The following is a 12912-nucleotide window of genomic DNA, read 5'->3' on the forward strand; positions in this document are numbered from 1 at the left end:
CGATCTACTCCTCGATCTCGACGGTTTCGATTTCGACGTCCTCGTGGGGGGCGTCTTTGGCGCCGGTCGGCAGCGACCCGATCTCCTCGACGACGTCCATCCCGTCTATCACCTGACCGAAGACGGCGTGTTTGCCGTCCAGGTGTGGGGTCGAATCGAGCGTGATGAAGAACTGGCACCCGTTCGTGTTCGGACCGGAGTTGGCCATCGAGAGGATCCCGGGGCCGTCGTGGGTCAGATCGTCGTGAAACTCGTCGTCGAACTGATAGCCGGGGCCGCCACGGCCGGTACCGGTCGGGTCCCCGCCCTGGATCATGAAGTCATCGATGACCCGGTGGAATTCGACGCCCTCGTACAGCGAGTCGCCGCGGATCTCGCCGGTCTCGGGATCCTCCCACGTGACGGTGTCGGGTGCCGGTTCCCCGTCGGCCGCGGGGTCGTGTCGGGCCAACTCGAGGAAGTTCTCGACGGTCCGGGGGGCGCGTCCCTCGAACAGTTCGACGGTGATGTCGCCGTGGGTCGTCCGCAGCGTCACGGTCGGGTTCTCGGAGTCTTCGACGTCTCTACCGTTGCTCATACCTGTCGGTGGGGTGGCCGCCGCAAAAGACTGCCGACTCCCGGCTCGGGAGGGTCGATCCCGCGCGGCCTCAGGGGGCGAGCGCTTCGAGCGTCCGCCGTCGCTCGGCGTCGTCCATTCCGTCGAAGAAGCCGATCTGGACCGAATCGACCGCCTCGATCGCCTCGAAGCGCTCGACCTGTCGGCGCGCCTCCTCGGGTGTTCCGGCGGCGACGACCTCGTCTAGCAGTTCGTCCGGGACGGCCTCGATCGCACCCGATTTATCGCCGTCGAGCCACGTCTCTCGGACCGTCTCGGTCACCGTCTCCCAGCCGGCCTCGGCGATCGCCTTCCGGTAGAAGGGACCGTACAGCGCGATCATAAAGGCCACCTGCGAGCGGGCGTACTCGCGGGCCGTCTCCCGATCCTCCAGGGCACAACACCGGAGCGTGTAGGCGACCCTGACGTCGTCGACGCTGCGGTCGCCCAGCTCGACGCCGCGACGGAGATCCCCGATCCGGTCGCGGAACCCCTCGTAGGGGATGAGCTGTGGCACCCAGCCGTCGGCGAACCGCCCGGCGAGTTCGGTCGCCTTCGGGCCGAGGGCGGCCACGTCGACCGGCGCCGGCTCCTCGGGCGGCGCACAGCCCAACGCGATCCCGTCGGGGGTGTAGATATCACCGTCGTAATCGAGCCGATCGCCCGACTGGACCTGTCTGACGATCTCGATCGTCTCCCGGACCCGACGGAGGGGTCGGTCGAACTCGACGCCGTGCCAGTCCTCCGCCAGCGCCGGCGAGGAGGCGCCGATCCGGAGCCGGTACCGGCCGCCGCTCAACTCCTGTATCGTCACGGCGGTCTGTCCGATGAGCGCTGGCGATCGCGAGTACGGCGAGATCACGTCGTTCGTGATACCGATCTCGTCGGTCTCGCTGGCGAGAACGCCTAAGACCGTCGGCACGTTCCGGCCCGACGTCTCGCCGGTCGTCAGGAATCCGTACGCGAGCTCCTCGGCATAGCGGGCTAGCGAACACACCTCGGAGAGGTCGTCGTACTGGCCGAGGGGTAACACCACGTCGCGGCTGGGTTCGGGTGACATACGGGACCGTGGGTCCGTCCGTACATCAAACCAGCCATCGACTGGAGGACGCCCGGGTGGTTTCTTTTCGGCCATCAGCCGTCTTCCCGGCTAGCCAACAGACACATACCGTTCGCCCCCATCGGATACGACGATGAAACGACGGGAACTACTCGCCGGGGCGGGCGGTCTCGCGGCCGTCGGAACTGCCGGCTGTCTCGGGGTGGTCGGCCTGGACGAACACGAGGCGACGCCGGCCGGTGTCGAGGCGTCCGTTCGCGATGAGACCGGCTACGAACAGGTCGATATCGAGGAAGCCGTCGTCGAGCGAACCTTCGAGATTGCGGGAACCTCCCAGGAAGTCCGCGTGACGAACTACCTGACCGAACACGAGAAGGCCATCGACCTGGGCCCGCTCGGATCGGTACGGGCGGCCGCGTTCGCACTCCTGACGTCGCCACAGATCTCCATCGCTGGACAGGGGCTGAACCCGATCGCCGATATGTCCTCCGAGGAACTCATCGGCCAGATCGAGGCCGATTTCGACGCGATAAACGACCCCGAACACGTCGCCGACGAGACCGTGAGCCTCCTCGACCAGGAGACGACGGGGTCGCTCTTCGAGGCCGAAGCGGAGTTCGAGGGCATGACAGTCGACGTGAACATCCACATCACCGAGAGCGTCCGGACGGCGGACGATCACCTGGTCACGATCGGCGTCTACCCGGTCCCGGTACAGGAAGTCGAGGAGGACAACATCGCCGCGCTGCGCTCCGGTATCGTCGAACGCATCGAGTGACGTCCGGCCGGGCAGGTCACTCGGAGCCGACCTCCGGGAGCGCGTCTCCGAGTTCGAGTTCTCGTCGCCGGAACGCGAGGACGAGCCGGAGGACCACCGCGTACCCGACGACGGTGAACACGACGGCGATGACGAGATTGCCGACGAGGAGCCGGGCGACGATATCCGGTCCGGCGGACAGCGAGACGCCGGAAAGCGAAATCCCGGGGACGGGACCGAGGATCCGGTTCCCCAACCAGAAGCTCGCCGCGTAGACGCCCCACTTCACGGCCGGATTAAGCACGACGACCGAGGCCAAAAGCGCGAGCTTGCAGACGCGGTCCGATATCGCGGCGAGGAGGACGAAAACCAGCAGTCCGGTCCCGAGTGTCGGGAGCGCCGTGATGAACACCCCGGCTGCGAAGCTCGCGGCGACGTCGTGTGGCGAGTGTTCCGTCTCGAAGGCCGTCTCGAGGGTAGAACGGACCCGATCGCGGTAGGCGATCAGGCGTCCGGGGACCATCTATGGGCACTGTTCGTGCCGAACGGGTATCAACGTTCGCCGGGGTCGGTCCCCCGCCGCTTTTCGAGAACCAGCTCGGCGATCCCCGAGAGGTGGGCCTGTCCGAAGACCGCCACCAGAAGCGCCCCGAGCGAGTTGAACATCAGATCCCGGACCGTATCGTCGAGACCGTGCTGGGCCAGTGGCATCGAGACGCCCGTCGCGTCGGCTGCCATATCGAGCCCGAACTCGAAAAGCTCCCAGACGACACCGAACGCGAGGACGACGACGAGGACGTAGACGAAAAAGAACCGCCGCGGGAGGTGGATCCGGTCGCTGTGGAGATCGACCCCGCGGGCGAACGTGTAGCCGACGCCGGCGACGAGTGACGCCGACATACCGTGGGTCAGGTGGTCCCACCAGCCGATCTGTGCGTAGAGCCCGGCCGATCCCATGGTGTGTAGAAAGACTGCGAGCGTGATCCATAGCCCGAGCCACGGGTCCAGCGGCGTCTCGTAGTTCCGTTCGAGGGCCGCCGGCGCGAAGGTGATGAGAAGCGAGATGCTCCCGTTCGTGATCGCCTTTGGTTCGCCATAAGCGATCCCGTAACCGATGATCCCGACCAGTACCAGTTGCATCCCGCGTGTGAGCCGGCGCTGGTTCCGAAACGACGGACGCGGCAACAGCGCCGTCATCGGAGTACCTCCAGAAGCTTCCTGCCGAGCCTCCGTCCGCGGCGCTTGAAGTACGCGTCGAAGAGCACACCGGCGACGAGGCCCGCGAGTGAGACCCAGAGGAACTCGACGGAGAGCGCCGCGTTGGCTTCCATCTGTGTCATTCCCGGCTCCGAGAGGAACTGTGTCCCGAGCAGTCGATCGGCGTTCCATCTGAGGACGGTCCACGCGGCCCCGGAGGCCATCGTGGTCATGGTTACGAAGACCACCGCGAACCAGTGGGTCATCCGGACGCTCGTGAACGTGTGTAGCTCGACGGTGACGACGAGCGCCAGTCCGGCGATCGAGAGGTAGTAGGCGAACGTGCCGAGTTCGCCGCCGAAGACCCCCCGAACCAGGATCGGCAACAGCGCCAAAACCAGCACCTCCCACGGGAGCATCATCCGCCAGTCCCGGTAGGCGACCGGCGGTACGAGGACGATAACGCCTGTCACGGCGACAAAGAGGACCCAGAGCCGGTCGAAATCCAGCAGGCTCTTGAGGAAGACGGTTCCGAGGATCCCGACGAGAACCCACGAGAGGATGGCGTTCACCCGCCCGCTCCCTAACAGCTCCGCAAGCAGATCTTCCGGCTCCCCCGAAGGCGTCCCGTCGGCCGATCGGTCGCCGTGGGGCATGTACTGACAGCACGCCCGTTACGGATATAAAGTCACCCTTCGGGAACGTCCCGTCCGTGGATCGTCGCCCTGTCGGTCTCGACGGACGGGTGGTCGAAACAAAACCTTCAATTGCGCGTTCGCTTTATTTCCGACCGTTATGGTCGACCGAGACGATCTCCGACGGCAGTTCACCGAAGCGTTCGAGGGCGCCGACTACCCGGTCACGAGCCCGATGGATCTCGTCCCCGCCTTGCCACAGGGCCCCGGAACCAAGTTTGAATCGGAGGAGTTCTCGATGACAGCGATGGAGCTCAGCACCAAAGCGAGCGGGAACCAGGAGTTTCCCTACGAGACCGTCGAGGAACTCGTCGACGACGTGATGGAAGCACTCGAGGACGAAGGGCACCTGTAGCGCGTCTCTCCGTATCTCTCCTCCCCGAATGAACGAGACGACTTTCGTGAAACTCTCGGCGCTCGCTTTCGGGCTCGTCCTGGTGAGCTTTCTGATTCGCGGCCTCTCGCGGCTCGTCGTGACCGCCGGGACGGCCTCGCTGCTTTCGGCGCCGACGATGCTTCTCGGCGCCGGGCTGATCGTCCTTCTCACGCTCCGTTCGGTGCTGGCGATCTCCGGGATCCGCCCGCTTGGGCGATGACGGAGGTCACCGTCGTTTCGTGAATCCGTTCAGACCCCGGCTTCCGTCTCGGCGATCGGGGCGGTCTCTATGAGGCGGGCGATCTCCTCGGGGAGGCTCTGTTCGCCGTCGGGCGTCCGGACGGTCACGAGCCCGAACGGTGCGATCTCGACGACCTCGATTTCGACCCCGGGCTCGATCCCGGCCGAAGAGAGATACCGGAGCTCCTCGTCGCCCTGATGGCGGATGCGCCTCACGACGGCCCGATCGCCCTCACCGGCGTCCGACAGCCGCGCCGTCTCCTCCGGGTCGGGAAGCTTGAGGTCGGCGTCCGGGATCGGGTCGCCGTGGGGATCGACGCCGGGGTTGTCGAGGGCGTCGGCGATCCGTTCGGTGAGTTCCTCTGAGACGTGGTGTTCGAGCCGGTCGGCCTCCTCGTGGACGTCGGCCCAGTCGTAATCGAGCTGTTCGGTGAGAAACGACTCCAACAGGCGGTGATGCCGGAGGATCTCCAGGGCGATGACCTCGCCCTCCTCGGTGAGCGTGACGCCGCGGTACTCCTCGCGGTCGATGAGGCCCCGCTCGTTGAGCTTCTTCAGCATGCTGGAGACCGTCGGGGACGTGACGTCCAGATACTCGGCGAGATCGGAGGTCCCGACGCGATCGTCGGTGTCGCGTTCGATCGCGTAAATCGCCTTGATGTAGTCCTCCGTGACGGCACTCAGCATTGGATCCGGGTAGGCGACCGGGAGGGATAGGGTTTTTGTCGGATCGCCGGCGGCTACCCGGGACGTACGGTCGTCCGGTGCCACCCCGTCGAGCCGCCCGGACGGGGATCGGTCCGCTCTTCGGTCTGTACCGTCCCGTCGCGCTCGATCGCACGTGCGAGGACCTCGAACTCGCTCCGATCGGGTGCGTCGAACCCGTATCGCCACCGCCGCCACGCGTGGGGAGCGACCTGTCTCTCCAGTTCGGCCTCCTGCCACGTCTCGCCGCCGTCGACGCTCACCTCGACGGCCGCGATCTCTTCGGCTCCCGTCTCGAGGCCGCCGAAGGCGACGCCGCCGACGCGGACCCGATCGCCGTCCCGTTCGGCGCCCCGGACGTACGCCAGAGTGTTGACGACTGCCTCCTCGTCCCAGCCTCGCGCCTCCCAGTAGGCCTCGTGGTCCTCCGTTCTGACCTCGATCCGATCGATCCACTTGGTCATCTTCATCCCGTACCGCCCCGGCACGAGCAGCCGGGCCGGGAACCCGTGTTCGGCCGGGAGCGTTCGCTCGCCCAGCCCGTAGGCGATCAGGATGTCCTCCCGTTCGATGAGGCCGATCGGGATGGCTTCGCTGTAGCCGTCCTCGGCGTGCGTGACGACGTCGACGGCCGTCTCGGCCGGTTCGGCGGCGCCCACGAGCGCAGACAGCGGGACGCCACTCCAGTGTCCGGTTCCGATCAGGTCGCCGCCGACCTGATTCGAGATGCAAACCATCGTCGTCGGCTGTTCGACGCTTTCCCCGTGTTCGAGGAGTTCGTCGTAGGAGAGCGAGTACGGCTCCCCGACGGCCCCTTCGATATCGAGGGTCCACGTCTCCGAGTCGATCGGCGGCGGACGTACGTCGATGTCGACGGTGTAGTGGGCGTCGGGGGACGTGATCGCCGCCGGCATCCCCTCGAAATCGAACGCCGGATCGCCCCCCGGCGGGGAGACGGACGATTCCAGCGGTTCCCCGACCCGCACGTCCGAGCGATCCTCGACGAGCCGTTCGAACAGTATCCGGAGGGCACCGAGGGAAACGAGGCCGAGGACCGAAACGGTCCCGAGCCGGCTCAGGAACTGACGGCGGTCGGATCCGGTGCTGTCGTCCGTGGCGACGGCGGCCGGGAGCCAGCGGGCGGCGGCGGTCGGGGACACGACGGCGACGACGAGCGCGACGAACGTCCCGACCGCGATTTCGACGCCGCCGGCGAAAAACAGCGTGCCGGTCGCGACGAGGCTCCCGACGGCGACCGCCGCCACGCCGTCGGATCCGGACGGCCAGACGATCGCGACCAGCGCGGTCGCCCCGACGACGGCGACGACGACACCCGCCACGAGGGTCGGGATCGCGGCGAAACCGAGGAGACGGACCGCCAGCGTCGACAGCCAGCCCGGGGATCGGACGATGATCCCTTCGGCGATCGCCGCCACGCCGAACCCGCCGACCAGCGGCCCCGCGACGAACAGCCCGGCGACCCACGCGAAACCGATCGCCGCCCCGAACAGCCCCCGCCGGACCGTCCGTCCCCCCGGTACCTCCGACGCGTCGGGGGTCATCGATCGGTCCGTCGTCGCGTACTTCCCTCGCGAATGTAGTGGCTCTTGTTCACGTATATCATACAAGCGCGGGCAAAAAGAGCGTGACGGAGGCGGCGAGCGGCACCCGTTCTCGGTTTCGGTCGTCCGTCGCCCGCGGGGCGGCGTGGGATCGAGCGACTGTCACGTCCCGAGGGCCGGCCGCCGCCGGAGGGAAACCGATTTCCGGTCCGGAATCGAAACCGACGCATGGACGTAGACGTGGACGTCAGAGCTGTCAGCGACCTCTCGCCGGCCGAGCGGGCGGCCCTCTTCGACCGTGACGCCGGCATCGGCGAGATCGAGGAGCCGGTCGCCGGGATCGTCTCGCGGGTCCGCTCGGAGGGTGACGCAGCGCTGCGCTCGTACGCCAGCGAGTTCGACGACGTCGCGGTCGGCAACCTCGATATCACCGACGAGACCGAACGGGCCTACGAGGCGGTCGATCCGGACCTCCGGGAAGCGATCGAGACCGCCGCGGAAAACGTTCGGGCCTTCCACGAACGGCAGGTTCCCGACGACTGGCGGGAGACCTTCGGGGACCGGAAACTCGGACGGCGATACCGGCCGCTCGAACGCGTCGGCGTCTACGCCCCCGGCGGCACGGCGAGTTATCCCTCCAGCGTGCTCATGGGCGTCGTCCCGGCGACGGTGGCCGGCGTCGATCACGTCGCCGTCGTGACGCCGCCCGCAGAGAACCTCCCGCCGGCCACGCTCGCGGCGGCCCACGTCGCCGGCGCCGACGCCGTCTACCAGTCCGGCGGCGCACAGGCGATCGCCGCCCTCGCGTACGGGACCGAAACCGTTCCATCCGTCGAAAAGATAGTCGGTCCGGGGAACAAGTGGGTGACGGCGGCGAAAGCCGCGGTGCGGGGCGACGTCGAGATCGACTTCCTCGCCGGTCCCTCCGAGCTGCTCGTCGTCTGTGACGACACCGCCGATCCCGAGTTGGTCGCCGCCGACATGCTCGCCCAGGCCGAACACGACCCGAACGCGTCGGTTGTCTGTGTGACCGACGACGACGCGACCGCCGAGGCCGTCGCTGCGGCCTGCGAACGGCAGGTCGGCGCCCGCGACCGGTCCGACGTGATCGAGGCCGTCCTCGAGACCGACGCTTCGGGCGTCCTCACCGCCCGTTCGATGTCCGAGGCCGTCCTCTTCGCCGAGGAGTACGCCGCCGAACACCTCTCGATCGTCGCCGACGACGAGGAGGAGCTCCTCGATCGGATCGACTCGGCCGGCAGCGTCTTTCTCGGCCGATACTCGCCCGTCGCGGCCGGCGATTACGCCTCCGGGCCCAACCACGTCCTCCCGACGGGCGGGCTGGCGAAGGTCGCCGGCGGACTCTCTGTCGATCACTTCCTGCGGTCGACGACGGTCCAGAAACTCGATGCCGACGCGCTCGCCGACCTCCGGAAGACGGTGACGACGCTCGCCGACGCGGAGGGACTGGACGCCCACGTCGAGAGCGTGGAAAAACGGTTCGATTGAAGACGTCCGGGAATCCCCGACGGTTGGACCGAACCGGGAGACGGCACAGCCTGGAGGAGTTAAGAGTGCGGCATCCGACTGGCCCCCATGGCATACGAAACCATCGGGTGTACCCGCGAGGACGGCGTCGGACGGATCGTTTTCGATCGCCCCGAGGCGCACAACGCGATCAACGGAGCGATGAGCGAGGAACTCCCGGACGCGGCCCAGCGGCTCGCAAGCGACGACGACGTTCGGTGTATCGTCGTGACGGCCTACGGGTCGACGTTCAACACCGGCGCGGATCTGACGACGCTCTCGGGCGACGGAAGCGACGAGCCGCGGATCCGATCGCTCGCGAACGGTCTCCACGAGTTCATCAGCCAGCTCGTCCGCGCGCCGAAGCCCGCCGTCACCGGCGTCAACGGCGTCGCGGCCGGCGGCGGCCTCGGGCCGTCGATCTGCGGCGATATCGTTCTCGCGGCCGAGTCCGCCCGCTTCGAGTTCGCCTACCCGCGGATCGGGTTCTGTGGCGACGGCGGCTCGACGTACCTGCTCCCGCGGCTGGTCGGGCTTCGAAGAGCCCAGGAACTCGCCTTCCGTGACGAGCCGATCGGTCCGGCGGAGGCCGAGGAGATCGGGCTGGTGACCGAGGTTGTCGGCGACGACGAACTCGACGGCCGGCTCGCCGAGGAGGCCGCCCGGCTCGCTTCCGGGGCGACGAAGGGATACGCCGCGACGAAGCGGCTCCTTCGGCGAAGCCTTCACACGCCGCTGGACGCCCAACTGGCCGAGGAAGCCGCCGAGATCGCTCGGCTGACGGGAACGAACGACTTCGAAAGCGGACACGCGGCGTTCGGGACCGACGAAACGCCGGAGTTCGTCGGCGAGTAGACGGCTCCATCGGGCGAGCCAGTCGCGCTCGGCACGACCACAACGTTCGAGGGGCTACCCCCGATACCCCCGAGTATGCGCTTTCTCGTCGCCACCGACTCGGTGCATACGACCGCCGCGGCCTGTGATTACCTCGAACCCCGACTCTGTCCGGACGACACCGTCACTGTCGTCACCGTCCCCGTCTCGGACGTCCGGGACGGGGCCGACGCGTTGAACGTCGCCGATGTCCGGCTCCTCGGCGAGGCGACCGTCGAGACCGAGCGGCTGGAAACGGACGGCGATCCGGCGAGCGCGATCCTCGCTGCGGCGGACTCGGAACCGGCCGACGTCGTCCTCATCGGCCCACATGCGGGCGTCCCCGGAGCCGGGCCGACGCTCGGGAGCACGGCCCGACGGGTCATCGAGGGCGCCGACGTGCCGGTCGTCGTCGTCCCGCTGTCGCTGTAGGTGGAAGGCGAAACGGTGGGACGAAAGGGCCGCGTCGGCTTACTGGAACCCGATCCGGCCGCCCTGCTTGCGGCTGTCGGGGCTGCCACCCCGGAACTGGTCTTCGACCTGGTCGTAGTAGTCGCTGATATCGTCGGTGATCGTCGGTCGGACGGATTCGAGCGCCTGCCGGAAGTGCCGCATCTCGACTTCCCCGGCGTCGTCGTCCTCCCTGAGCGCCTCGATCGCCGCCTCGCGGGCGATCGACTCCAGGTCCGAGCCGACGTAGCCGCCGGTGAGCTCGGCGAGTTCCCGGAGGCTGACGTCCGCCGAAAGGGGCGTATTCTGGGTGTGGATCCGGAGTATCTGCTCGCGCCCCTCGGTGTCGGGCTCGCCGATCATCACGAGCCGGTCGAACCGCCCCGACCGGATCAACGCGGGGTCGATCATGTCCGGACGGTTGGTCGCGCCGATGACCATCACGTCCTCCATGTCCTCGAGGCCGTCCAGTTCGGTCAGAAGCTGGTTGACGACGCGTTCGGAGACGTTCGAGCCCGTCTCCGAACCCCGCCCGGGCGCCAGCGAGTCGAGTTCGTCGAAGAAGATCACCGTCGGGGAGACCTGCCGGGCCTTCCGGAACGTCTGGCGGATGGCCTTTTCGCTTTCGCCGACCCACTTCGAGAGCAGCTGTGGGCCACGAACGGAGATGAAGTTGGCGTTCGTCTCGTTGGCGACGGCCTTGGCCATCAGCGTCTTGCCGGTGCCCGGCGGCCCGTAAAGCAACACCCCCGCCGGCGGGGAGATCCCCATCCGATCGAACTTCTCGGGGCTGTTCATCGGCCACTCGACTGACTCTTTGACCTGTCCTTTCGCGTCCGTGAGCCCGCCGACGTCGTCCCACGACACCTTCGGGAGTTCGACCAGCACCTCCCGCATCGCCGAGGGGTCGACCTCGTTCAGCGCGCCCCGGAAGTCCGCCCGTTTGATGATCATCCGGTCGATGAGACTCGGCGGGATGTCCTCCTCGTCGAGGTCGATCTCGGGGAGGTACCGACGGAGCGCCTTCATCGCGGCCTCCTTGGTGAGACTCTCGATGTCGGCGCCGACGAACCCGTGGGTCTCGGCGGCCATGGTATCGAGGCTGACGTCGTCGGCAAGCGGCATCCCGCGGGTGTGGATCTGGAGGATCTCCTTGCGCCCGGTTTCGTCGGGGACGCCGATCTCGATCTCCCGATCGAACCGCCCCGGCCGACGGAGCGCCGGATCGACCGAGTCGACCCGGTTCGTCGCCGCGATGACGATGACCTGTCCCCGCGATTCCAGCCCGTCCATCATCGTCAAAAGCTGGGCGACGACCCGGCGTTCGACCTCGCCGGTCACGTCCTCGCGTTTGGGCGCGATCGAGTCGAGTTCGTCGATGAAGATGATCGACGGCGACTCCTCGGTGGCGTCCTCGAAGATCTCCCGCAGTTGCTGTTCGCTCTCGCCGTAGTACTTCGAGATGATCTCGGGGCCGGCGATCGAGAAGAACGACGCCGACGTCTCGTTGGCGACGGCCTTCGCGAGCAGCGTCTTGCCGGTGCCCGGCGGACCGTGGAGGAGCACCCCCTGCGGCGGGTCGATGCCGAGCTTTTTGAAGATCTGGGGGTGTTTCATCGGGAGTTCGACCATCTCCCGGACGCGCTGAATCTCGCTCCCCAGGCCGCCGATGTCCTCGTAGGTGATCCCGCCGCCGGTCTTCTCGAAGCCGGAGATCGGCTCCTCGCGGAGTTCGACCTCGGTGTCTTCGGTGATGAGACAGACGCCGTCGGGGTCGGTCTCGACGGCGATAAGCGGGATCGCCTGCCCCGGCGAGCGCATGAACGGGTGGTTCGTCGAGGACATCACCGGGACGATGTCGCGCTCGACGACGGGACGTTTGAGGATCTGCCGTTTGACCATCCCCGCGGCGTCCGAGCCGAACTGGACGGACGCCTCCTCCGGGGGGGCGAGCACGAGTCGGTCGGCCTTCGTCGCCTCGGCCTTCCGGATCGTCACCCGCTCGCCGATCCCGACGTCGGCGTTCTGTCTGGTGAACCCGTCGATTCGAACCGTATCGGTGTTCCAGTCCTGGCGGTCGGCGCGCCAGACCTTCGCCGCGGTCGTCTCGGCGCCCTCGATCTCGATGATATCGCCCGGCGACAGCTTGAGATGGAGCAGCGTGTCGGGATCGAGGCGTGCGATGCCCCGCCCGGAATCGTTGGGGTAGGCCTTCGCGACCTCGAGTTGAACCTCGTTCATTCTGATACGTATGCTCGGAACGCCCCGGAGATATGCTTTTTGCTCGTGGGAGTCGCCAACCGGCCGGATCGCGAACGAACCGGCCCGTTTTCGTATCCGCTCGAGGTCCGGGGTTCCCTCCGGACTGTTCGCGTCCGGATCCGGGATCGAAGCCGATCCGGAACGCCACCGCTGTCGATGTCCGACTCCGATATTGTTTTCCCCATTCGTTCGGTAGGAGGTCTCGAATGATAGAGCGGCTGGCGAGACAGCTCCAGAAAGAAGAGCGCGACCTCCTCGTCTTAGAGACGGTGCTGTGCCACCACCCGATCGGGATCGAACGGATCGCGACGGAGACCGGGCTCGACGAGCACAAGACACGGTACTCGCTTCGCATGCTGGAGGACGACGGTCTCGTCGAGCCGACCCCCGACGGGGCCGTTCCTGCCCCCGACGCCGCCGGCCGCATCGAGGAGATACACGACGGGCTGGACGGGCTGATCGAACGCGTCGACGGGCTGAAAGGGACCTTCTCCGAATAGCGAACGCGACCGCCGAAAACGATCTGCCGCCGGTGTCGGTTCACGACCACTCGACGCCGAACGCGAGGACGGCACTGTCACCGGTTCGACTGTCGACGAGAGAATAGAGCCTC

Annotated in this window: 15 protein-coding genes; 7 read left to right on the top strand and 8 right to left on the bottom strand. The window is 67.2% G+C overall.

Translation table 11 applies throughout. From position 1 onward, the window contains the following. Positions 1–4 precede the first annotated feature (4 nt). Positions 5–577, bottom strand: a complete 573-nt coding sequence (locus tag KM295_RS04475) for a peptidylprolyl isomerase (RefSeq protein WP_256028681.1) — start codon at positions 575–577, stop codon at positions 5–7. A 70-nt stretch (positions 578–647) separates the two neighbouring features. After that, positions 648–1655, bottom strand: coding sequence for a TIGR04024 family LLM class F420-dependent oxidoreductase (locus KM295_RS04480; RefSeq protein WP_256028682.1), 1008 nt, complete (start codon positions 1653–1655; stop codon positions 648–650). Between the two features lie 133 nt (positions 1656–1788). Between KM295_RS04480 and KM295_RS04485 the strand changes: the two genes are divergently transcribed. Continuing rightward, positions 1789–2433 carry a DUF6517 family protein gene (locus tag KM295_RS04485; RefSeq protein ID WP_256028683.1) on the top strand — a complete coding sequence of 215 codons (645 nt, stop codon included), beginning with the start codon at positions 1789–1791 and terminating at the stop codon, positions 2431–2433. Positions 2434–2449: 16 nt separating this feature from the next. On the opposite strand, the gene KM295_RS04490 is transcribed toward KM295_RS04485, so the two are convergent. From KM295_RS04490 to KM295_RS04500, 3 genes are read right to left on the bottom strand one after another with little or no spacing between them, the layout of a single operon-like run. Continuing rightward, positions 2450–2935 (bottom strand): DUF2062 domain-containing protein, encoded by a 486-nt coding sequence (locus tag KM295_RS04490; protein ID WP_256028684.1) that lies wholly within the window; start codon positions 2933–2935, stop codon positions 2450–2452. Positions 2936–2964: 29 nt separating this feature from the next. Beyond that, positions 2965–3609, bottom strand: a complete 645-nt coding sequence (locus KM295_RS04495) for a DUF2238 domain-containing protein (RefSeq protein WP_256028685.1) — start codon at positions 3607–3609, stop codon at positions 2965–2967. Further along, entirely contained in the window at positions 3606–4265 is a 660-nt protein-coding gene (locus tag KM295_RS04500) for a hypothetical protein (protein ID WP_256028686.1), read from the bottom strand. The genes KM295_RS04495 and KM295_RS04500 overlap by 4 nt, the downstream gene beginning before the upstream one ends. A gap of 139 nt (positions 4266–4404) precedes the next feature. Between KM295_RS04500 and KM295_RS04505 the strand changes: the two genes are divergently transcribed. Together KM295_RS04505 and KM295_RS04510 are read left to right on the top strand one after the other, a co-directional pair. After that, positions 4405–4659, top strand: a complete 255-nt coding sequence (locus tag KM295_RS04505) for an MTH865 family protein (protein ID WP_256028687.1) — start codon at positions 4405–4407, stop codon at positions 4657–4659. 28 nt (positions 4660–4687) lie between these two features. Further along, the gene (locus KM295_RS04510; RefSeq protein ID WP_256028688.1) at positions 4688–4900 is read left to right on the top strand and encodes a hypothetical protein; all 213 of its coding nucleotides are present in this window, start codon (positions 4688–4690) and stop codon (positions 4898–4900) included. Between the two features lie 29 nt (positions 4901–4929). Here KM295_RS04510 and KM295_RS04515 read toward each other — a convergent pair whose 3' ends face one another. Both KM295_RS04515 and KM295_RS04520 read right to left on the bottom strand, forming a co-directional pair. After that, complete coding sequence (locus KM295_RS04515) at positions 4930–5607, bottom strand: metal-dependent transcriptional regulator (RefSeq protein ID WP_256028689.1); 678 nt, start codon at positions 5605–5607, stop codon at positions 4930–4932. A gap of 53 nt (positions 5608–5660) precedes the next feature. Beyond that, on the bottom strand, positions 5661–7187 hold the full coding sequence (locus KM295_RS04520) for a molybdopterin-dependent oxidoreductase (protein WP_256028690.1): 1527 nt from the start codon (positions 7185–7187) through the stop codon (positions 5661–5663). A gap of 228 nt (positions 7188–7415) precedes the next feature. Between KM295_RS04520 and hisD the strand changes: the two genes are divergently transcribed. From hisD to KM295_RS04535, 3 genes are all read left to right on the top strand, one after another. Further along, complete coding sequence (gene hisD / locus KM295_RS04525; protein WP_272494312.1) at positions 7416–8696, top strand: histidinol dehydrogenase; 1281 nt, start codon at positions 7416–7418, stop codon at positions 8694–8696. Between the two features lie 87 nt (positions 8697–8783). Continuing rightward, positions 8784–9569, top strand: coding sequence for an enoyl-CoA hydratase/isomerase family protein (locus tag KM295_RS04530; RefSeq protein ID WP_256028691.1), 786 nt, complete (start codon positions 8784–8786; stop codon positions 9567–9569). Positions 9570–9644: 75 nt separating this feature from the next. Further along, the gene (locus KM295_RS04535; protein WP_256028692.1) at positions 9645–10019 is read left to right on the top strand and encodes a universal stress protein; all 375 of its coding nucleotides are present in this window, start codon (positions 9645–9647) and stop codon (positions 10017–10019) included. Between the two features lie 39 nt (positions 10020–10058). Here KM295_RS04535 and KM295_RS04540 read toward each other — a convergent pair whose 3' ends face one another. Continuing rightward, on the bottom strand, positions 10059–12278 hold the full coding sequence (locus KM295_RS04540; RefSeq protein WP_256028693.1) for a CDC48 family AAA ATPase: 2220 nt from the start codon (positions 12276–12278) through the stop codon (positions 10059–10061). A gap of 227 nt (positions 12279–12505) precedes the next feature. Between KM295_RS04540 and KM295_RS04545 the strand changes: the two genes are divergently transcribed. Further along, positions 12506–12799 (top strand): hypothetical protein, encoded by a 294-nt coding sequence (locus KM295_RS04545; protein ID WP_256028694.1) that lies wholly within the window; start codon positions 12506–12508, stop codon positions 12797–12799. Positions 12800–12912 lie beyond the last annotated feature (113 nt).

Origin of the sequence: Natronomonas aquatica (assembly GCF_024449025.1) — an archaeon.
Taxonomy (GTDB): domain Archaea; phylum Halobacteriota; class Halobacteria; order Halobacteriales; family Haloarculaceae; genus Natronomonas; species Natronomonas aquatica.